General features: G+C 41.9%; 16 protein-coding genes and 1 pseudogene. All 17 read right to left on the reverse strand.

The window, feature by feature from the left end; genetic code table 11:
* Positions 1–64 precede the first annotated feature (64 nt).
* Positions 65–3,718 (reverse strand): helicase-exonuclease AddAB subunit AddA, encoded by a 3,654-nt coding sequence (addA, locus tag H7T93_RS05330; RefSeq protein WP_201041661.1) that lies wholly within the window; start codon positions 3,716–3,718, stop codon positions 65–67.
* Entirely contained in the window at positions 3,708–7,028 is a 3,321-nt protein-coding gene (gene rexB / locus H7T93_RS05335) for an ATP-dependent nuclease subunit B (protein WP_037602659.1), read from the reverse strand. Before rexB ends, addA begins: the two co-directional genes overlap by 11 nt.
* A gap of 248 nt (positions 7,029–7,276) precedes the next feature.
* Entirely contained in the window at positions 7,277–8,650 is a 1,374-nt protein-coding gene (locus tag H7T93_RS05340; RefSeq protein ID WP_037602561.1) for a GHKL domain-containing protein, read from the reverse strand.
* Positions 8,651–8,683: 33 nt separating this feature from the next.
* Positions 8,684–9,994, reverse strand: a complete 1,311-nt coding sequence (locus tag H7T93_RS05345) for a hypothetical protein (protein WP_037602563.1) — start codon at positions 9,992–9,994, stop codon at positions 8,684–8,686.
* Between the two features lie 279 nt (positions 9,995–10,273).
* Positions 10,274–12,013 (reverse strand): DUF6287 domain-containing protein, encoded by a 1,740-nt coding sequence (locus H7T93_RS05350; protein WP_037602566.1) that lies wholly within the window; start codon positions 12,011–12,013, stop codon positions 10,274–10,276.
* 9 nt (positions 12,014–12,022) lie between these two features.
* Entirely contained in the window at positions 12,023–12,283 is a 261-nt protein-coding gene (locus H7T93_RS05355) for a hypothetical protein (RefSeq protein WP_002884593.1), read from the reverse strand.
* The gene (locus tag H7T93_RS05360) at positions 12,284–13,099 is read right to left on the reverse strand and encodes an ABC transporter permease (protein WP_014635018.1); all 816 of its coding nucleotides are present in this window, start codon (positions 13,097–13,099) and stop codon (positions 12,284–12,286) included.
* Between the two features lie 8 nt (positions 13,100–13,107).
* Entirely contained in the window at positions 13,108–13,893 is a 786-nt protein-coding gene (locus H7T93_RS05365) for an ATP-binding cassette domain-containing protein (protein ID WP_037602569.1), read from the reverse strand.
* Between the two features lie 9 nt (positions 13,894–13,902).
* On the reverse strand, positions 13,903–14,415 hold the full coding sequence (locus tag H7T93_RS05370; protein ID WP_037602571.1) for a hypothetical protein: 513 nt from the start codon (positions 14,413–14,415) through the stop codon (positions 13,903–13,905).
* Positions 14,412–16,010 (reverse strand): Hsp70 family protein, encoded by a 1,599-nt coding sequence (locus H7T93_RS05375; RefSeq protein WP_022495864.1) that lies wholly within the window; start codon positions 16,008–16,010, stop codon positions 14,412–14,414. The genes H7T93_RS05370 and H7T93_RS05375 overlap by 4 nt, the downstream gene beginning before the upstream one ends.
* Before the next feature lie 362 nt (positions 16,011–16,372).
* Complete coding sequence (locus tag H7T93_RS05380; protein ID WP_201041662.1) at positions 16,373–17,410, reverse strand: S66 peptidase family protein; 1,038 nt, start codon at positions 17,408–17,410, stop codon at positions 16,373–16,375.
* Positions 17,411–17,561: 151 nt separating this feature from the next.
* Entirely contained in the window at positions 17,562–17,825 is a 264-nt protein-coding gene (locus H7T93_RS05385) for a SemiSWEET family transporter (protein ID WP_008535551.1), read from the reverse strand.
* Positions 17,826–17,924: 99 nt separating this feature from the next.
* Positions 17,925–18,368, reverse strand: a pseudogene (locus H7T93_RS05390) (LD-carboxypeptidase); the annotation flags it as partial.
* A 96-nt stretch (positions 18,369–18,464) separates the two neighbouring features.
* Positions 18,465–19,160, reverse strand: a complete 696-nt coding sequence (locus H7T93_RS05395) for a LiaF transmembrane domain-containing protein (RefSeq protein WP_175057784.1) — start codon at positions 19,158–19,160, stop codon at positions 18,465–18,467.
* A gap of 4 nt (positions 19,161–19,164) precedes the next feature.
* Complete coding sequence (locus H7T93_RS05400) at positions 19,165–19,611, reverse strand: LytTR family DNA-binding domain-containing protein (RefSeq protein WP_037598460.1); 447 nt, start codon at positions 19,609–19,611, stop codon at positions 19,165–19,167.
* A 212-nt stretch (positions 19,612–19,823) separates the two neighbouring features.
* Entirely contained in the window at positions 19,824–21,551 is a 1,728-nt protein-coding gene (locus tag H7T93_RS05405) for a zinc ribbon domain-containing protein (protein ID WP_175057785.1), read from the reverse strand.
* A gap of 46 nt (positions 21,552–21,597) precedes the next feature.
* Positions 21,598–22,779 (reverse strand): DUF6574 domain-containing protein, encoded by a 1,182-nt coding sequence (locus H7T93_RS05410; RefSeq protein WP_175057786.1) that lies wholly within the window; start codon positions 22,777–22,779, stop codon positions 21,598–21,600.
* Between the last annotated feature and the right edge of the window lie 58 nt (positions 22,780–22,837).

Genomic DNA, 22,837 nt, shown 5'->3' on the forward strand with positions numbered 1-22,837 from the left:
TTTTGGTGGGATTAAGACACAAAAAAACCACTCTTTCACTATGAAAGAATGGTTAGGCTATAGCTTATACTTCTACGACTTCCAAGTCTTTTCCACCTAGGAGAATAAGGTATTTATCAATCTTATCTATTTGATAGGCTTGGCTGAGTGCTTTAGCATAGAGGCTCATTTGCCCTTTGTAACGTTCCTTAAGTTCACTAGGATGAGTGAAGCGGTCCGTCTTATAGTCAAAGAGGACAATACGGTCTTCAAGAAGAAGGTAGCCATCGATGATACCACGGACGACAAAATCTTCTTTACTAGCGGGATCTTCTGCCAACATAGCAAATGGTGCTTCACGACGCAACTTACCACGGTTAGCTAGAATGAGCTTCCCAAGTTCGGTGTCAAAGAAGCCTAGTAGCTTTTCTAACTGCACACGCGCCTTAACTTGATCATCTGCCGATACCCGACTCAAGGCCTGTGTCAAATCTTGGAGGGTCACCTTGTCAGAAAGAATCAAGCGTTGCATGAGTTCATGGGTGGCTGAACCAACTGCAGCTCCAGTGACCTTAGTTTTTTGCCCAAAGTCTGGAAGCTCAAAGGTAGTGGTAGTCTCAAGAGGTTGCACTTCCTCTTTCTTGTCCATAATATCCACCCCTTCGGTATCCATAACAGGTTCGTAGAAGGCTTTGAGCTGGCTCGGCGTACGCACAGATGGTAGGTCAATCGCTGGTGCATAAAGCTGGTTGAGTTTTTCAACACTTTCTAAGACAGTTAGAGCACGCTTAATGTCTTCCGTCTGGCGATTGTTAGATAAATCATCAGCATTTACTGCTGCTTGAACTTCAACCTGACCAATAGCCTCTGGCGTCAACTCCTCAGCCTCAACAAAGCGAACAGTAAACTTGAGATCCTTTCTCATAAAGGCGGTATCCAAAGCCATAACCCAATCCTGATAAGTAGCGATTTGGTCACGTAGAGCTACTGGTAGGCGATTATTTTCGACATCCGTGCCAAATTGCTGGGTTAATTTTTCCTTACTACCCTTACCAACTAGGTAGAGTTTTTTCTCTGCACGAGTCATTGCAACATAGAGCAAACGCATCTCTTCTGAGATACTTGCTCGACGCTCTTCCCTACGATTTTCCTGGAAGGTTAAGGTCTCTAGAACAACATTTAACTTGGGCAAATTGGTGTTTATCTGGTCTTTAAGGTCAGCTAGGTACTTAATGCCAAGTCCTTTTTCACGGTTGATAATATACTTACCACTTAGTCCATCCCTACTGTGACCAATGAACTTGCGATTCATCTGCAAGACAAAAACATACTTGAATTCTAGCCCCTTGGACTTGTGAATCGTCATAAGGCTAACGGCATTTTTAGGAACCAAGTCTGTCACTTCCTCTAGGTCGTTACCGCTAGAAATGATCTTATCAATCATACCAATAAAACGAGAAAGTCCCTTAAAACCAGTCTTTTCATAGGCATTGGCACGCAAAGCAAGGGCGTAGAGATTGGCCTGGCGTTGCTCAGCTCGTGGAAGACTGCCAACATAATCATAATAGAAACGATCGTCGTAAATCTTCCAAATGAGGTCATAGAGCGAGTGCCACTTACTGTAATCACGCCAATCTGCCAGAGTCTCAATGAAGAGAGTCAACTTGGCCTCCAGTCCTTGCGTCACGACTTCTGGATGAAGTCCTGATTTAGTATGAGCTGCAAGAAGCTTGTCATAGAATTGTCCTTTGTCAGCCTGGACAGCAATCCGAGCCAGGTCGTCCTCGTTGAAGTTAAACATCGGTGAACGAAGGAGGGCAACGAGGGCATAGTCATTAAGAGGATTATTGATGGCACGAAGGGTATCCAACATAATCATAACTTCTAGTGACTCTAGGTAGCTTGACTTGTACTCGTCAGGAACCAAGGGAATTCCGTGCTCCTCAAAGCTTGCCATCAAGTCCAGATAGGTGTTGCGGGTTGGTGCTAGGAGGGTAATGTCCTCAAAACGTACACCCTGCTTATGCAGACTGATAATTTCTTTGATAACCAAGGAAATCTCACCACTACTGATAGGTTGATCAGAACCTTCCTCGTCAGGAGTCACACTTGCTTCATCACTATTGTAAATCAGAACCTCAGTCTCATTTTCAGGATGAGGCTCTTTTTGCTTCTCGCTACCCGCTACCAACATGTGTGTCTTGTCATAGAGGATGTCCCCGATTTCCTGGTCCATGAGGTGGCTAAAAACACCATTGGTCGCATCAAGAACTTCAGATTGGCTACGGAAGTTCTCTTTAAGGAGAATCAGCTTACCTGCATCTGGATTTTCAAGGAAAAGCTGGAACTTGCCATTAAAAATCTGAGGATCCGCCTGACGGAAACGATAGATGGATTGCTTGATATCTCCCACCATGAATCGGTTGTGACCGTTAGAGAGGAGCTCCAACATGCGTTCTTGGGTATGGCTATTGTCTTGATACTCGTCTACCATTACTTCATGGTAACGGTCACGGTAGCTGGCTGCCACCTCTGGATTTTCCTCCAAAATACGGATGGCGAAGTGAGCAATATCTGAGAATTCAAAGGCATTTTCCTGAATCTTGGCCTGTAAATACTGGTCTGAAAAATCAAGCACAAAGGCCTGAAGCAGCTCTAACAGAGGTAGGATGTCATCATTATGCTTGGTCAAAACCTCGAGGACCGTTAGTTGGGTATCAATCTCACGCAACTGGGCCACAAACTCATTTTTGGTCTTGTTGTAAGCTTCCTTGTAGGCCTTGAGTTCCTCGTCTTTAGGACGGGTCATATTTGTCAAGCCAGTCCCTCCTGACAGAGTCAAGAGTTGTTTGAGCAAGTCCTCCATATCGGTTTGGTCATTGGCCAAGGCTCCCTCCAGAAGGCTAATGGCATCTGACACATTATTCAGATACTTGGCCTTGGCAAATTCACGCTGAGCTAAGCCTAAATGGTCTCTTAAGAAGGCTAAGAAATCAGCCAACAAGCCATCTTTGAGACCCTCTAAAAGCTCAACTTTAGCCTTGTCTGGCTTGGCATCGGTCTGCCCTTTTAAGAGATTCTGACGTAGCCATTTTTCAGGACCTGCAGTAGCCTGAGAAAAGTTATAGACATCGTAAACTAGATCACGGAAGGCCTTACTAGTCTTACCATTTCCAGCGAAGTTGCGGACCAATTTTTGGAAAAGCTGGGCATCCTTGGCTTGCATGTAATCATTGAAAAGATCGGTATAAACCTCATTTTTCATAAGCGTCTGCTCAGCAGGGTCTGTCATGATGCGAAAAATAGGTGACACCCCCAGGAGATAGCCATACTGATTGACCAATTTCTGGGTGAAGGCATCCATGGTTCCAATATCAGCCGTCCCAATCTTGGCAATCTGATCTGAAAGAAAGGCACGCTCTTCATCCGTCTCAACTTGTCCAAGTTGCTCTGTCAGACGCTTTTCCAGACGCTCTTTTAACTCACCCGCGGCCTTTACCGTAAAGGTTGAGATAAAGAGTTGGTCAATGCCAACGCCACGTCCAATCATATCAAGTATACGCTCAACCATGACAAAGGTTTTTCCTGATCCAGCCGAAGCTGACACAAGAATATTACTACCATTACTGTAAATGGCCTCAATCTGCTCAGGTGTTAACTTGCGTTCCTTGTCAGAAGCTGCTTCTTGGTCAATACGTTCCTTAATCTCTGTTGGACTTAAAAAAGCTTTAGTCAACATGGTTGTCCTCCTGGTCTTTGTTGTCTGCTGTCACAGCTTGATCAGTGACTGGAAAGGGGACGATAGTTTCAGCAACTTGCATCTCATTATCGTCCTCATCTTTTGCCATCAGCTCCAAATAGGCTTCCTTCTTGCCCTTACTTGGTAAACGCAAGAGTTTTCGAGCCTGTCCCATGTGGCGGTCGGCTTCAAAATGAGTAATAGCCTTGATTTGATCTCCTTGGACAGACTTGCCATCCTCAGTATAAGGATTAACCGCAAAATTCCCGCTTCGAATAACTTCAGCAGCACTTGTAAACAGCTTAATATTGTAATCAAGCAAGGTTTCTAGGTCCTCCTTATCATAGGTGACAGTCTTTTGTAAATCATAGTTTCCACCAGCCAGATGCTCCGTTTCTGAAGCCACAAAAAGTCCCTTATAGGTCAATTCCTTATGAGCCTGAGCTGCTAACTTATCCAGACCAAACTGAGCTAGGTTAAGCTGTGGGTCCTGCATGTGAAGATACATGGCACCAAAAAGCTGATCAGCATCAACCTTATAGGTCTGGCGAAGAGCTTCTAGATAGGTTACCAATTGCGGACTGAGACCATTGTAGAATTTCTGAATGTCAAAGACATTTTTACCTGATTTGTAGTCAACGACACCCAGAGCCCCATCCGTTAAACGGTCCACACGGTCAATAATCCCTGTAATCTTGATGCTATTTGCTAAAAGCAAGTCAAACTTGGCTTCCTCACGCTCAACCTTAACAGCCGCATTATCACGCAAAACACTGGCAGTTGATCGGGCGATATCTTCTAAAATCTGACGAGATAAGCGACTCTCTTGGTCCTCTGTATAGAGAAGTTCAAAGGGTTGTTCCTGATTGGTCTGAGCAATAGCCTTTTCCAATTTATCATCGAAGTTTTCTGACGAAGAATCACCCATGACACGCTCAAAGACACGGTGCAAGTAAGTCCCATGGTGTCGAGCATCTGGATGGATGGACTCCAACTCTTCAAGCCCCAAAACATAACGCAAGAAATAAAGATATTGGTTGTTATAGAAGGTCGTCAGAGCCGAGGCTGATAATTTCAGTGGTTCTTCCCCCGGAAAGACCAGCTGCATGACCTGATCATCAACCTTGGTCGTCGTCACATCGTCAATCACATTTGGAATCAAGACTTGGTCCTTATCAAGTCGCTTACGGAGATAACGCACCGCAACTGACCAGAAAGTCTGCGTTTCCTTGTCCAAATCAGCATCTAGATGGCTACTGTTAAGGGCGATGACAGTTGATAGAAGGTCCTTGTAGTTCCCAATCTGGTCACCCTTAGCCTCGAAACGATTACGTCCCTTTTCAACCAAAGGAAGACCAAGGTCAAGCAGCTCCTTCAAATAAACCGACATGTCATCTTGAGTCTCATTGAGAATTTGTGGCTGACTAAGCACCAATTGTTCACTAGCTGCATTAAAAAGTGACATAGCCACAAAATGCCCCCGCTGACTATTGCTCTGCGTAACAATATCCAAACTCCGGTGTTCATCCGTAGCTTCATTGATACGACTACGTTCCTCGTCAGACAGGAGACTCTTATTTTGCCCTACCTTTGGAAAATGTGACTGGGTCATGCCCAAGGCAAAAACATAAGGAGCAGAGTGTGGTTGAATCAAATCGTATTTCTTCACATTGACCACATCAACAGTAGCTGGGACCGTACGGTAATCACAGGCCAACATGCCCGAACGCAAGATAGACAAAAAGTCATCCACTGAAAGTGTTTCTTCCCCAAAGATTGTCTCAACCTGCTCCAAGAGTTGCGTGAAGGCCTTCCAGACCTGTTCATTCTGCTCTTTTTCAGCTTCACTGGCCTTGGCAGTCAAACTAGCCATCTGACTTGGCACTTGCACAGCCTCTAAAAAGACCACAAGTTTCTTGAGCAGACTAGACCCCTTCTGTTTGCGACTGTTAAGCAACTTGTCCAAGGGCTCTACCAGTTGTGATCTCAAGGTATTGAGCTGATCCAAATCATACTTATCACGACTATTAGCCGTGAAATCAGAAAGGAACTTGTGACGCCCCTTGATATCTGCAAAATTGACATAATATTCAAAAAGGTCTAAATCCTCTTGAGCAAAACCACCATAGAGACCGGATTTTACGAGATTAAGCAAATCCTCGGCACGGTAATTATAGCGCTTGATACGTTCCAGCGAATCCACAAACTGCACCAAAGGGTGGCTAGACATGGTTTCTTCCTTCCCGAAATAATAGGGAATATCAAATTTTCGGAAAATCTGCCCCACCTGAAGCTTATAACTCTCCTCATCACCTAGCAAGACCAAAATATCCTTGTAGCGCTTGCCATCCGCCAGCAACTGACGAATACTCTTGGCAACCTGAGCCACCTCTTCCTTTTGGTTGACCACTTCCCAGACCTGCAAGGCTTGCTTGTCCTGAGCAGTCAGCTGCTCATCTACCGTACTAAAATCATGACGGCTTTCCAAAAGACGGCTAATACGTGCAAAAGAAGGATTGCCCTCTTTGTCTGTCGTCACGTAGTCAGGTGTCACCTTATAAGTCTGAGCCAGAGTTCTCAGAAAATCCACTGAAGCTTGATAAACATTGCCATAGACAAAATTAGCCCTATAAGCCTTTTGACTGGCATAAGTTCCAATGACAATCTGGTGGCACTTATCATTTAAGAGGGTAACCAAAGCCTCCTCTTCAGCTGAGAAACGCGTAAAGCCATCAATGACCAGAACCGTATTACTTAGAGCCTTATCCAGATGTCCTGAGGTAATCTCTTTGAAGAAGGCACTGAGTTTTGATTGATTGTCAAAATCTCCTGCCAACAAGAGGTCTTGAGCCGCACTGAAAATCCTTACCAAATTCTCTTGTTTCTCTGCCTGATCCAAATGCTGCAAATCCAGAACCGTCATATTAGCCTGCTGCAACTCTTTGTAAAGGTCTACCAATTGATTAATAAAGTTACTATCCTTGCGCAAACGGCCATAAACCTTGAGCTCATCATCGCCCATATGCGACAACACCTTATAAAAAATCATGGCCAGACCAGTATCATCCAGCTGCGTTTTGGGGTTGCTCGTATTGAGAATAAAGTATCTCGCCATCTGAGTAAAACGAGTCACCGTAATCTCAAAGGATGCTGACTGAGGCAGGTATTCCAAGACCTTACGCTCCTTCTCAAATGACAGGGCATTAGGGGCAATATAAAAGACCCTCTTTCCCTTTTGAGCATAGCTGGTTGCCTGCTCCGTCAGAATTTCTGTTAAATCCTGAGACATATCCGTATAAAGTAATTTCATAAGACGTCCCTTTCTTGTCTCTACACCAGTCGTTAGGCTAAGCAAGAATTGCCATTCACTTAGTGCTAACAACCACTAATCCTTGCTATTATAACACAGAATGAAGCAACAATCAGACTCCTCCCTCGCCCCTTTTACTTCCGATGTCCCAAGCTTCAGACATCAGCCTAACAACCATTGCAAAGAGCCATCTTTTATGGTCCTGTAACCAAAAAAAGAGCCAAATCCTTTGATTTAGCTCTACAACTTTATTTAAAAATTAATTCCTGTTTAAAGAGATAATCACCACTACTTGTAATCAAGTTGGCATCACCGTATTTCTTAAGAATGTCCTTGGCTGAGTGAAGGTTAAGAACAGACGTTTTCTTCTGATTTTCTTCCTGCATAATGGCATCAAGGTCCACTCTTTCTTCTTGTGTTCTATTTTCCATAATAAAGTGGAAGGTGCCATCTTGATCATGACGGTGAAAACTAAAACTAATCTGACTAACAGTCACCTGCTTACTCTCATCAATCGCATTACTAAAGAAAATAGACACCAGCAAGGTCAAGTCAACCACATTCATGGTAAACCCTGAAATCTCCTCAGGAATATCACAAGTCACTGGAATATTACTACGTTTAGCCTCCATCATACGAGCCGAAAGAAGACTACGTAAGGGTAAGGACTGAATATTTTCCAGCTTAGGATTATCAATGACACGGAAACGTTCAAACTCCTTGGCACTCTCTCTAAGCACATTCTGATACACCTGCTCGGCAAGAGCCTCTTCCTGGTCACGCACTTCCTCTGAAAATTGTTCCACAACCGTCTGATAAGACTGTCTATATTGTAACAACTCATTGTAGAGAAGATCAATCTTTTGGTTGGCCTTGGTCAAACTATTCAAATGCCTCTTTTCCTCCATGGCCAAACTCTCTTCCAAATACTGCCTAGACAGTTGATTAAGATGGGCAACTAGGAAAATGAAAGCCACTGCGGACAAGAGAACCCAAAGCATCCGAAATCTCAACTCCACCTCTGAAGAATAGCCAGGGAACCAACTGTCTAAGTTCACACTGAGATAGATTCCCAATAAATAAATGGCCATTGCTATAGCAACTCTTCTAGAAATCTGGAGGTTCTGGAAAGAGTCATCACTATAGACCTTCCAACGCTTCAAATCCAAGCCCAAGAAACGGTCAAATACAAAATAAAGTGGCAAAATCAAGCCGTAAGATAAGAGATAGAAAAGAGCATTGGACCCTACCTCAGCGACAGGGAGATTTAAGAGAAGGGGAATAAAGAAGAGTCCCAATAAGCGATAAAGTAAATCTGACGTCACCACTGGAAACAAAGTATGAAAAGCATACTGGGTCACTGACCAGGTCTTCCCTTTAGCAAGAAAGGCCAAAATCATCAGGATAAAGACATCAAAAACCATAATCATGTTAGTAATATTATACTGAATGACTACATCTAACAGGGCTAAGGTCAAGAAGACCGTCCAGGAGATACGAATGTCTGTCATTCGTTTGAAAATGGCACAATTTATCGTCAGAGTTAAAATAAGCTGAATGGCTAGAAAGGCATCTGTATCATAGAGATTTAAAAAATTTATTCCCAAAAACGATTCAAACATCGAATCTCCTTTCTATATTTTTTTTACAAGTCTTTAGTATTCAAATTGCTGTCTATAGATGAACTTATCATTCTTAAAGCTAAGTTTAGACTGAGGGTAACGCTCCATAATATCTTCGAGCTGCTCATTGATTGATAAGTGACTCTCATACGCCTCGTGGGGCGCCTCGGCACTATCTTGCGAAAGGGTTGTCTCTACAGAGAGGACCTGGACCTCACCTCTTTGGTAATAAGACATACGAACTAAACTATTTTCTTGACCATGAGCTCTCAACAAGGCATTGTCCAAGAAGGTGGTTAGAACAGCTGATAAATCCACTACATCGATATGAACTGGGGATATAGGGTCTGGAACCTCCATGATAAAATCAACGCCAACAGCATGAAACTCCATATACTTACTCTCAATGACGGAACGTAACAATTGAGAAAGCAGGTTAGAAATATCTGGCATAACCTTGCTGAAGGGAACCTCTTCATCAGATAGGTTCTGAGTGTCTCCCTCTTGACTAGTAGCCAGAACGGTCTTAGCCTTCTTAGGTACGACTACCTTAGGCACTCCATCACGGTATAGCTCCTGATAAAGATGGAGGATATGTCTACTAGATTCCTGTAAGCTCTGGAAATGACGCTCCTGCTCCTCTTTCAACTCCAGAAAAAGTTCATCCTTAATCCACTGGTTGGCATAGGAAACAACGATGAAGAAGGCTCCTGTTGCTAATAGAACGATCAACTTGGCATAATTGTTAACCACTTCTACAGGCCAGATGCTAGCAAAGTAAGGCATGAAATCATTTAGAAGCCCGTATGAAAGAAAGGCAAAACTAACCCCAATAACAATAGGGGTGAAGTGTATGCGTAAGCGCTCCTTTTCCTCGACCTGCAAATATTCATAACCAATAAAACGGTGAACCAAGAGGTAAAGAGGATAGGTAACTACCACACATATAAACTCCGTTAAAGATTCTGGAATGCGGCTCATCAAGTCGGCTCCCAAAAGTAAAGGAAAGACGATTAATGACAAGCCCCGTATAATGATATTAGTTGTTCCCCAGGCATAAAAGCTATTAAATACCGGCTCTATCCATGGCAAGTCTGGACGTTTGTAATAACTAAAACAAAATAATATGAGAGGATTAAGTAAAAATTTGAATCCCATAGGAAGAAGGGGAGTCAAAACAACTGACAAAAGACCACCTAATAAAAGTAGCCTCCAAGAAATCTTGACCCTACCAGCTGCATGAAACATCAGATAATTGACAAAGAAAATCAAGAGTGTGTCTATAGATACTAGCCAATGAAAATCTTTAAAAACAGCAAATAGCGATTCAATAATAAAAGTCATTCTTTTCCCCCTCTCCCTTTAATCTGATTTAAGAAACTTCCTCAAAAATCCCCTAGGAAGCCCTTTTTACAACACTACTCATTATATAGCTTTTTGTAAGTTTTCACAATAATTAAATTTCTAATAAAGTATATAATACCTCTAAGAATCCATTTATTTATATAAGATGGACTTACTATTAAATTAAAGTTACAAATGTAACATAAAAAGTTGAGATAATTTTATCTCAACTTTTAGGTTATAACATTACTTTTTTTAAGACTTTCACCCTTGTCAGGTCTAGTCAGCCTTATAGTAGAATTGCTTGGCGTCAGATTGTGGCGATGCTGACTGAGTGACCAAAATACGGTCTTTAGTATTATCTGAACCATCCACAAATCCCTGAACTGTCGGAAGTGTAACTCCCTTTGGAATAAAGAGAATTGCTGCTCCAGAAATACCCATTCTTAAACTTGATGTGAGATAGCCATTCTCAAGTTTTCCATTTGTATTTTCAACAACATAATTCTCAGGAGCTGTTAAATTGTCCTTAGAAAAATTCAAACTACTACCATTCCCATTCTTCCAAGTCCCTTCAAGGCTTTGGAAGTTATTATCCTTGATAGCATTAACATCCATGCCTGTTTGTTCGGTCTTAGTTTCTGTTTTTGATTCTGTTTTGGCCTCTGATGAGCTTGATGATGACTCTGATGATTGTGAAGAACTTGAAGATTCTGAGCTATCAGACGTGCTAGCACTAGAGTAATGCTTGAGCAGCTCTTGGTAAGCCTCTTGCATGTCATCTGGTGCTACCTTATAGGTCTGAACAGCCTTCTTATCGTAATTGCCCTTCCAGTAGTTAGTTACATAATAAACAGTACCATTAGATCCGAGAACAATTTGGTAAGAATCCTTATCTTGGTCAACCAAATCCTTATAAAGCTTGTTGTAGCCATTATAATTGCCACCAGTTTTATCATCAGCTGAGAAGTCCTTAAAGAGGGCTTTTTGTTCAGCGGCATCGTCTTCATACATAGCATGTTTCTTATCCTTCAAGGTATAAAGACGGAAGGATGATGTTGGGCTATAGTCGGCGGTCTTACCACTATTTTCATTAATTCCTAGAGCAAAGGAATCAACCGTGTTTTTATAGTCCTTGAAATCATAGTTTGAGACTTCCTTACCATTGATGATACCACTTGGAACACCAGTAATATGTTCATAGCCATCCGCATTGATGAGATTAGCAAGGATGGTAATCGTTTGGCTGCTATCTTTTTCCTTAGGTGCCTTAAATGAAAGGAAGGTTGGACTACCATCATTGACCTTAGTGATACTATCAAAACTGCTTTGAACTAAAACAGCATCCTTGGCATAGTCAGACTGATAGAGCCATTTCCCAAAGGCTTCTGTGATGGACTTAATGTCTTCAGTCGAATAGTCTGCAATATAAGTGGTTTCCTTATCACCATTGACATCGGTCTTAGTCTTGATATCTGCATTTGGCTTATTTGGATCGTTAGAAGACGACTCTGAGCTTGCATCGCTACCAGAGGATGAACTACTTGATTCCAAAATATCCTTAATAATGCTTTTAACTTGGCTACTTGAAGAACTAGACGAGGTCTCGCTAGACTCAACGACTTCAGAACCTCCCTCAACCTGAGTATAGGTGTTTGAGTCAGTCATTTCAACCTTTGCATCTCCTCCAGGCACCATACTTGGTGTGATACGGATAGTACCGTCTGAGTTGCCGTTAGTTCCAGCCAACTTAAAGCTCAAAGAACGGTCTTCGCCGGATTGGGCATTAGCCTGATAAGTATCACCTGTCTCAGTATTTTTGACTTCGTATTTGTCTCCCTTGATTTTACGAACTTCAAAACGCACCTTGTTCCCAGTATTCTTATCGACAACGGTTGTGGCATAAACTCTTGAAGACGATGTGAAAGCCGTGCTCTGAGTATATTTTCCAAGTACCATGAAGACCAAAAAGACAATCAAGGCCAAACCGATAAACTTTTTATGTTTAAACTGTTTCATGAGGTCCTCCTAGATAAATAGATAGCCTACAACATAGCCAAAGAGAGCAATACAAATCAAGAGCAAAATTTCCAAAACTAAAAACCAGCTAAACTTGAGATCGCCCAAACCAACCTTAGACAAAACTTGTCTGAATTTAGAATTTTTCTGTCTGCTCAAACCACTAGAAAGAGCAAAACCAGTCTTAGCAGCTTCAGCAACTTCCTTATCGCTCGGCTTGCGGCCATGCTGAACTTGGAAGTCAATCAGCCATTCATCATATTGTTGCATTTATTTCTCCTTCTTCTGAAGTGTGACGAAAAAGAGTAGGGCATAAACTAGGCAATGAAGTACCAAGGCCCACCATTGTCCCCAGAATTCGCCTGTAGACCCTTGAAAAGCCTCCAACTGGCTCTTAGGGACAGGAACATGGTACTTAGCCAAGCTAGATGGCAAGTCTGACAAGTCACTAGAAATCCCAAAAAGCTTGTGGCCATAACCTAGATAGACAAATTTTTGTACCCAATCAATGGCTTTTGGCAAAGATAGGATAGTTCCCGACAATGAAAATTGCATGATACCCACAACGACTGCTAGGATAACAGAGGTAATCTCAGATTTGCCAACCAAGGCTGAGATAAAGAGGGCAATAAAATGCGACGCCAAGAAAACCAGAAGCACTGTAATCCCAACTTCCCAACGGTAGGAACCAAAAATATGACCAGCGTCTGGAAATTCTTTGTCAAAGAACTTACTAAAAACAGAGTAAGATAGGATAAAGACAATGGTTTCCAAAACAGCAAAGAAGGCGTGAATCCCCATACTAGCCAAGGCAAAGGCCGAACGACTCAAACCTGAGAAAAAGTCACGGTTGAGGACCGAGCGTTCCTTAGAAATATAAATACTGTTTTGAACCACAATCAAGAGACTGGTTGAAAAAAGCAAGAGAAAGAGGGTCATTCGAGTTGTTTCGAAATCTTTCAAAAATCCCTTGTCCTGAATATAGAGGATTAAGCCTTCGAAAGCGACAATGCCCAGAAGAACCTTAACAAAATCCATGTAGTGATGTTTAAATTTATACCAACTTAATCGTAATGCTGCGTTCATAAGTCTCCCTAAATCTTGTAAATACGTGTTGAAGCATTGAGCTCTTGGTAGACATCTGCGATATTCATATCCATATATTTACGAATCATATAAGGATCGCTAGTCTTGTATTCCAAAAGCAACTCTTCATAGGTCCCTGCAAATGTCGGACGTCCCTTAGACAAGAAGATAATCTTGTCAAAAATAGCCAAGTTTTCTGTGTTGTGGGTAATAACCACAATAGACTTGTTAGCTGATTTAGCCAAGATTTTCAAGGTACGTAAGAGATTACGGTCACTAAGAGCATCCAAGCCTGAAGACGGCTCATCAAGGATAAAGTAGGGACTAGGGCTAAGAAGCTCGATACCAATGGAGACACGGCGTTTTTGCCCACCAGAAAGCTCTGAAATCTTCTTGTTTGCAAATTCCGTCAGCCCTAAATCATCCATAATCCCTGCAATGCGATGCTTTTTAGTCAGCTTACCACTTCCTTTCAGATGATGGTCCGCATAAAAATCAAAGGTCTCAGATACCTTGAGGTACTCACGAAGAAGATTTTGTTGGGGCACATAGGACCAAGAGCGTGAACCAGCAGTCACAGGTTTGCCATTTTCTAAAATACGAAATTGTTGGCAGGTTGGTTTAAGCTGGCCAAGGAGAATCTCAGTTAAGGTTGTTTTCCCTGAACCAGAGGCACCCAAGATACCGACAACTCGGCCAGTCTCCATAGTAACATCCAAATCTGTAAAGAGCTGGTTATCATTTCCCTTATATTTGAAACAGATATGTTCAAATGTTAATTGATTGGTTTCCATTAATATCTCCTAAGACATAAGTAACATCAAAGCCACAATTAGAATGGCTCCGATAATAAGAACGATGACATTGATATTGAAGAAGAGAATCAAGCTTAGTAGAATCACAAAGGCGAAGGCCGCAAAGAGGTAATTTTTAAGAGACGACTCTTTAGTCTGAGTCACCGCAACAGGTTCAAAAGGGATTTCCTTTTTACCTGATACATTGCTAGTATCAGCAGCCGTCCCCTTCTCAACTTCCCAAGCCTTTCTCTGAGCCTGTCTGAGTTTTCGGTCGTATTGTAACTTCTCATGGTCTGAGAAAAAGATTGAGCGAATCGTGTAGAGCTCACTACGCAAACGCTCTCCCTCTTTATCCAAGGTACCATTTGTCCAGAGTTCCTCCAGCTCTTCACGTAAAAAGGAAAGTGCCACGAAACAATCTTGAGCCGACATCTCTGGAGAGATACGGTTACTGACCTCTCTTAAATAAGATACTTCCTGTCCTGTCTCTGTATCAATTGCTTTGTAGTAGTCTATCATGAGATGAATTTAGCAAAAATAGCTTGAAGTTCTGACAAGTCTTCCTTAACCACTTCTTGGGTTTGGTTGACTTGTGCGTTGACTGAAAAACGTGCCACAACAGTATTGCTTCGAGGATCAGACACTGTTACGGTAACAATTTGTTCCGAATCGAAGGCATAGGTGACTTGTGCCAAGAGCTCGCCTTTCTGGCGAGGTTGTGGCACTTGTCCTTCCACTTGTCCCAAAATCTTCACAGCAAATGGATTTTCATAATTTCCTTCTGTGATACGAAGCTTGAACTTACTCTGTCCATCCACGACCGCAAAGAGATCCTTGGTCACTGCCAAAGGCAAGACCGAGTTACGTGGAACCACGACACTATTATAGTAGTCACCCACAAAGCTGTAGTTCTTGTTTGGATTTTTCTTGAAGAGCAGACCTATTCCCTGAGAGGTCACATCCTTGACAACTACTCTGTCTGTCTCAGTTGTCTTACCATCCTGGTGCTCAGAGAAGCTAACCTCGTTATTGACGATAAGGTCGGCCAAAATAGATGCCCCCTGTGCCACGATAGTGTCTGGATTAAGGTCAAACTTAGGTTCCAAACCACTCATCAGGCGAATCATTTGACGAATCATTGGCATACGTGTTGAACCACCCACAAGCAGGATATGGTCAATCTCTTCCCATTTCAAGCCAGACGCTTGAAGGGTAGATTGTACCTTGATTTCAGTATCTTTGAGGAGGTCCAAGGTAATTTCATTGAAAATTGCTTGAGTAATCAAGACACCGTAACCTTGACCATTGACATAGTGCTCATAGAGAGCTTGGTCATTCACTGATAGACTAGTCTTAATCTGCTCAGCCTTGTATTGAAGTTGAATTTTTTCCTTCTCGGAAAGGTTAGTCATATTGACCCCTTGTTTTTCCAACTCCTGCATGATGTAGCCCACAAGACGCTTATCAAAGTCAATCCCACCAAGACGTGAATTCCCATCAGTTGCCAAAATATCATAGGCATGATCAGCCACGCGCATGATAGTAACGTCAAAAGTTCCTCCACCTAGGTCGAAGACCAAGACATTTCCTTGGGCATTTTTAGTGTGGGCATAGGCAATGGCCGCAGCTGTAGGCTCATTGATAATACGCAAGACGTTAAATCCTGCGATACGACCAGCATTCTTAGTTGCCGCACGTTGATCTGACGTAAAGTAGGCAGGCACTGTGATGACAGCATCCTTGATACCGTCTGCCTGGCCCATCTCCTGACCAACGACATAGGCACGTTTACGAAATTCGTTCAAAACCAAGGCCGAAAGAATAATAGAATTGACACGTGTGTGGTCTGGTGTATCACTAGCAATCGGACGCCCGATGTCACGTTTGAAGTCAAATTTAAAGTTTTCTGTACTTCCGATTTCTGTCCCACGCTCGATGGCTTCTTTACCAAAAGATACATGGTTTTGGCCACTAATATTTGAGAAGTAAACCGCTGAACGTAAGACCTGATCGTCATTCGTCCCCATCGGAATAATCTCTGGCACATCTTCACGAACAACAGCCATAACGGAATTCGTTGTCCCTAAATCAATACCAATCGCTTTTTTTCTCATAACAATTTCCCTTCTAGCCTCATTCCTCATTTTGAGTTTTCTTGACTATAGCTCCAAGCAGGCATCCGCTTAGATTGTCTCTATTCATCGCTGTCACATAAAACTCCAAAAGAGTAAAGTTATTCCAGTCTAGTTTTTTTCACTATACTATATTATCACAAATAAAGAGACTATAAAATAGGAAAAAAGGGAGTAGGACCGAACAACTTTTTAAAAATTGTTCCTTGTCCCACTCCCTTGAGTCTCAATCAATCTGATAGACTGGATGAACTTAGAAATACAGGAGTATTATCCACTTAAAGTGTCATGCTTTATAGCAACTAAGATACTCCTACTTTCTAAAAAAAGCTGAGAGTCTTATCTCAGCTTTCTTTGTTATAGTCAAAGCGAATGACTTGCTTCTTTGCATCTACATGGGCGTGGACTCCAAAGGGAACAATCGCTCTTGGAGTTGCGTGTCCGACATTCAGATTATAGACAATTGGGATATTGCTATCAATGATATCCAATAGTGCCTCTTTATAGTCGTCATAGAAGGTTTCATCCATAGGTTTCCCGACCAAGAGTCCACTGACGACCTCAAATATCCCAGTTTCTTTTAAAGTTTGCAACATTTTTTTGAAATCATCAGGTTCAGGCTTTTCTTCACTTGTTTCTAGCAATAGAATCTTTCCTTCCCAGTCGGATAAGTCAGGGAAAAGTTTGTATTTTTGGCAGAGGTCTGTGCTATCTGCGTGTAGAGAGTTGTCAAAAATATCGTAGAGGGATTCGAGGCAACCGCCGAGGATTTCCCCCTCGAACTTAGCATTGCCTTGTAACAAGTCAAAACCTGTATTTGCATGGCTGACACGAGGAGTTCCCAAGGCTTTGGGACTGAAGTCAGTTCTTTCCTCATACCAAACGTCACTAGGGCGAATTTCCGAGATTCTTCCCGTCTCAATCAATTCCTTGAAGTAGTGGAGGCTATATGGCAACATTTCTTTGTCTAACTCACAAATGTCTGCTAAAAATGATTGGCCGTAAAAAGTCTTGACCCCTAGCTTATGCAACATGAGGTGGTTCATGGTTGTATCCGAGAAACCGAGAAAAATCTTTGGTTTGATAACCTTTTGTAGTTGGTCATTTTCAAAAAGATAAGGCAATAAACGATAGGTATCGTCTCCACCGATGGCGCATAAGATCATGTCGATGCTATCATCAGAAAATGCCTGCATCAAATCCTCCGCACGAGCTTCAGGATGTTCTTTGATAAAGTCTAAGCCTTTTAGTGAATGAGGTAAAAAGATAGGATTGAGTCCGAGGTCCTTGAGACGTTGAATACCCAAGTCCACTTCGTGCTTGACAAAGTCTTCACCGATAATTCCACTAGATAAGCTCACAATACCAATAGTAGAAACCATGTCTTGACCCTCCTGAAAATAGATTGAGCCTATCTTATCACAGGAGATGAGATAAAACAACAAGAATTAGAGTCAGAAGAAGACTTTTAGATCGAGAAAATAGTAAAAAAGCAACCGCTCGATGTGGTTGCTTTTTATAGTAGTTGTATTCTTATAGAGCAGTAAGGAAAGTCAGTCCGCCAAGGATAACCCCGGCTGAGTTTGGAATGATTAGAATCCAGTCTTTCTTAGGCTCTTGTGTCCATCCATAAATGACCCAGATTAAGCAAGAGACAGCTGCTGATAAAGGTTGGAATGGTTGAGCTTTGTTCCCTTGTAAATTGGCAAAAATTTGAGGGATGTAGGCTATAAATACAATAATCCCGATAAAGGCACCAATTGAACCAACAACTTGATTAATTCTCTGTTTAGTCATATATATTTCTCCTTATTACTTTATTAGTATAACAGAAAAACAACTTGGATTCAAGGACAAAACCTCGGGATTCTAAGGAAAGACTTTACATTAGAACGTTTTTAGAAAATGTAGCAACATTTCTTTGTCTAACTCACAAATGTCGGCTAAAAAGGATTGGCCGTAAAAAGTCTTGACCCCTAGCTTATGCAACATGAGGTGGTTCATGGTTGTATCCGAGAAACCGAGAAAAATCTTTGGTTTGATAACCTTTTGTAGTTGGTCATTTTCAAAGAGGTAGGGTAGCAAGCGATAGGTATCGTCTCCACCAATGGCACATAGAATCATGTCGATGCTATCATCAGAAAAGGCATGAATCAAATCCTCTGCACGAGCTTCAGGATGTTCTTTGATAAAATCTAAGCCTTTTAGCGAATGAGGTAAAAAGATAGGATTGAGTCCAAGGTCCTTGAGACGTTGAATACCCAAGTCCACTTCGTGCTTGACAAAGTCTTCACCGATAATTCCACTAGATAAGCTCACAATACCAATAGTAGAAACCATGTCTTGACCCTCCTGAAAATAGATTGAGCCTATCTTATCACAGGAGATGAGATAAAACAATAGGTATTATATTAATCAGAGGTTCCCTCCACTAACTTAATTAATCGAACTCTCACCAACATAAATAATTTCTAAATTACCCAAGGAAACATCTCCTTTGATGTAGAAGTCCTTGCTAGTCAGGTTACTAGGATTTTCCTCATGCTGTACAGCTGAAAGAGAGTTATCCACATTCACATGTACTCGCCAATCACTGGGCACATAGAGACTAAGACTTCCAAGAGAAACGTCCACATCAAACTGGGCAGATGGCCCCTCAATACGGCAATTATCCAAATAAACGGAAGCCTGTCCTAAACTAACATCCGCACTCCCATGCGTAAATTGCTGGTCATTGAGATATTTGGTCACTGCTGAAAAAGTGACATCAATATCATTTCCACCATTATTAGCGTCCGAACCAGTAGAACCCAATCCAAAACGATTCTTTGTTTTACTAGAAGGATTGAAGAGAATGTTCAAGCCAATAACTGCAAGAATCGAAGAAAAGATAAGGACAGAATTAGATACTGGAAGAAAATGGAACTGTCCATTAAGTGAAAATAGAGCCACAATGCCATAGGCGAAACCAAGACCAAAATGTCGCTTCAAAAGACTAGAAAGGGACAAAATTACCAATAAGACTACCCAGGCCAACATCCAAATACTAATTTCCCATTTTATAAAATAGTCTTGTACAATTACCAAAGCTGCCAAAAGGATCAAGAGGATCCCAATTAATTTCTTTCTCATTATCTTACCTCATTTCGTTTAGTCGTTCTTTTAAAACTTGATAGTAGCGTCTTGATACATGGACCTGCTTGTGGGTCTGATAAAAATTCACCGTACTAGTCCCCGAAAAAGACTTCTCTAAAGAATAAATCTGCTTAGCATTAACAATCGTCGATTTGGAAATCCGACAAAAGGCAATCGGGAGCAACTCTTCTAATTCGTAGAGCTTTTGCTTCACCTCATAGGCCTCATCCTTGGTATGTCCAAAAATCTTTTCCCCGTCTGTTTCAAAAAAGAGAATATTTGCCAAATCCAGAAAATATTCGCTTCGATCCTTGTAAAAGGCTAAAGGAACTAACTTTTGCTTTAGAATAGATTCTTGGAGCTGGGCTAATTCCTGTGTTAACCGAGGAGCTCGAATCAAGATTTCAGGCTCATCCATGGATGGGTCTAATTCGATTCTAACTTTCATATGACTCCTTTCCTGTCCTTTTGATGCTTCCATTATAACAACTGCTTTACACAAAACAAGGCCTTTTAGGTAAGTGGCACGGTTTAGCCCCTAAGAGGTAATAACAGACAAACAAAAGAACCTGGCAATTGCCAAGTTCTTCATTTTTTAGTCTGGAGGACTAACCTCCTATTTGTAATCCGTTCAATGCTAACTAACTGAGCAAGCATCTACTATTTCACCGTATTTTCACGACTCACATTTTGTGATTCGCCAGCCTTGCCATTGATACGGTAGTCGCTGTAGTTAGAACCATTGTTGCTAGAGTCACTATCATCACCAACATATTCTACATTACATGACCATGAGATTTTATCTTTGATATCTCCTGATGACTTGAATTTCGAATCATAACCATAATAGAAATCATAAACTGCAGTGAAGGTCACCTTGAAGGTCTTCTCACCAGTCTGAACGACTTCTGTGACGTCAACGTCTGAGAAAGTAATACTATCAGCGGCACGGTTTTTGGCACCTGTAGTATTTTTATCAATATCAGCCGTTACATCCTTGTACATGGTATCATCAGTACCATTAAGGAAAATATCGGATACACCATCTGGTGTCGTGTTGTGATTAGAAGCGTAGCTACCAAATTTACCGTAGGCAGCGGTCAAGAGACGATCTGCCGTATCACGGTCAAGAACACCATCAGCATCTAGAGTAACCGTTTGACCTTCAGAGATTTTCTTAATAGACAGTGTCTCTGTCTTGATAGAGCTACCATCTTCGAAATTCTTCTTAACATAAACGGCTGATGATCCAGCTACTGCTACCTTGTTAACATCTAGTTTCCCTGAGTTAAGGGTTCCAACTTTGGTACCACCAACGTAGAGGTCTCCATCCTTAAGATTAGACTTAACAGTAAAGCTAAGATACTCTACAGAAAGGTTAACTTCTGTTTTAGAGGTCACATTTTCCTCAGATGAGACCGTGATATCTTGATCATTGACCTTACCAGAAGCCACAAAATTGTAAGTTCCTGGATAGAGATGGTTCAATTTAGCCGTGTAGTTATTGCCATCTGTAGTCGCATAAGAAACCCCGTTAATAGTCACATTCAAATCAGCTGTATTAACGGTTAAATCAACCGTTCCAGGATCTACCACGACTCTCCACTTAGGAAAAATAAGGAACTGACGCCCAACCTTTTGCATACGTTCGCCAGACAGGAGTTGGCTCTTGCTATAGGCTTGTGTACTTTTAGTGTCTGTGTACTTGACTTCGGATGTTTTAATTTCCTTTTTAGTATCAGACCATACTTGGTATTCCAAGCTATCTTTAAAGCTCTTCTTAGCTGCTGCTTCATAACGCTCTGCTACTTGACCACGTGAGTAGTAGTAAGAACCAAAGCCGTAACCAGCAAGTGCCAAGACTGCTGCAACAACACCAGCAATAATCAGGATTTTCTTCCCTTTAGCCATGGCAGGCTTGGCTGGTTTCGCAGCCTTACCATCTGAGATAAACTGATGGATAGTTGACACATCATAACCTGAAGACTTACCAAGTAAGAATTCCTCAGGAAGAGGTTGACGTCCAACATAGGTTTTAAAAGCCTTCATCCAGATGGCTTGTGCTTCTTTAGAAGCGGCCTCTGAATTTTCTTCAGTTTGACCTTGATCTGCTTGAGATACTGGTGAAAGCTCCTTAGTTTCTAAAGGAGTCGTTTCCTCTTCATCACCAAGCGGTACATCTTCAAACACTTCCTCGGCAACGTCATACTCATCAACTTCTTCTGTTGGTTCAGAAGGAGTGGCTGCTTGGTCCAAGCCCATTGCCGAAATGCCTTTAATAGCCTTTAAGTCAAAGTCTGCTTTCTGGCCTTCTTCAATCTCCAAAGCATGGGGCGGACGACCAACTGCCTTTTCAAATAAATCAATCCACTTTTCTTTTGTTGCCATAAAGACTCCTATAAACTTGCTTTTTCAAAAATCGTCAGAGGTTTACTTAGAATAGAAGACCTACTGTAAATGATGACATGATAGCAAATACGATTGCAAACAAGATTGACAAAATCACACCATTCAAAAGTGCTGCCAAAATCATTTGATAGAACTTATCAGCCTTCCACGCTGTTGTTACAGGAACAATTGTAAATAGATTAGCAATTGCAAATAAGAAGTAAACAACATAGAACAAGAATCCTGGGAAGGCAACAAGTCCAATAGCTCCCAACAAGATTGTTACAAGCAAGATTGGCAAGGCTAATGATGTCAAACGACCAAAACGATCAAAGCTATTCAAGAAAGTAGTCTCAGGGTCACGGAAGATGGCCTTACGTGTCACAAATCCTGCCAAGATAAAAGCAAAGATAAAGAGGAAGGCAGCTAGGATACTTGCGAAGAAGGCTCCAAAACCAATGCTAGATGTATGACTTGAAATTGAAGATGAGTAACTATCTGTTCCATAAGAACCAAACATACTAGACAATGCATTTGTTGTTGATACAACTGGGCTAATAAATTTACGTGCCACAGCGCTCAAGATTGCAAAGAAGGCAAGTCCAGTGAAGAGTGACAAGAAGATATAGTTAAGCCAACCATTGTGTTTACCATAGTCTGTCATGTCAGCTGGACGACGCCATGCATTAAGCAACCATGTCCAGTAGTTTTTGAAAGTTGTCGCAAATGCTGATGGTTGTGCTGGAACAACTACAGCTTGGCCATTGATAAATTGAACATTTTGACCTGGTTGAAGCGGTTGACCGTTAGCAAAAGCTGTTTGTTGACCAGCTTGAGCATTCGCAAAACCAGCTTGTGGTTGCACTGCTTGATTTGGCACTCCTTGGACTGGAGCTGTTTGAGCCCCTGCAAAGGTTGGTTGTGCTTGAGCAGCCTGAGCATTTGCAAAAGGAGCTTGCGGTTGTGCTTCTTGTGCACTTGCAAAAGTCGGTTGTTGTTGCGCCTCTTGTGCACCAGCGAAAGTTGGTTGTGGCTGCGCCTCTTGTGCTGGTGTTTCTTGGGCACTAGCGAAAGCTGGTTGAACTGGCGCTTCTTGTACTGGAGCAGTTTCTACTGCTGGGGCGTCATCTTGGAACTCACCAGCTGCAAGTGCTGCTGCAATTTCTTCTTCAGTCGCTGAACGACCATTGATGGCTTCAAAAAAATCTAACCAATCTGCTTTAGTCATAATAATCTCCTTAAAAATACATAGAATGACTTTATTTTATCACAAATAAAGCCATTAA

Source organism: Streptococcus sp. 9.1, assembly GCF_016648815.1.
GTDB lineage: Bacteria > Bacillota > Bacilli > Lactobacillales > Streptococcaceae > Streptococcus > Streptococcus salivarius_E.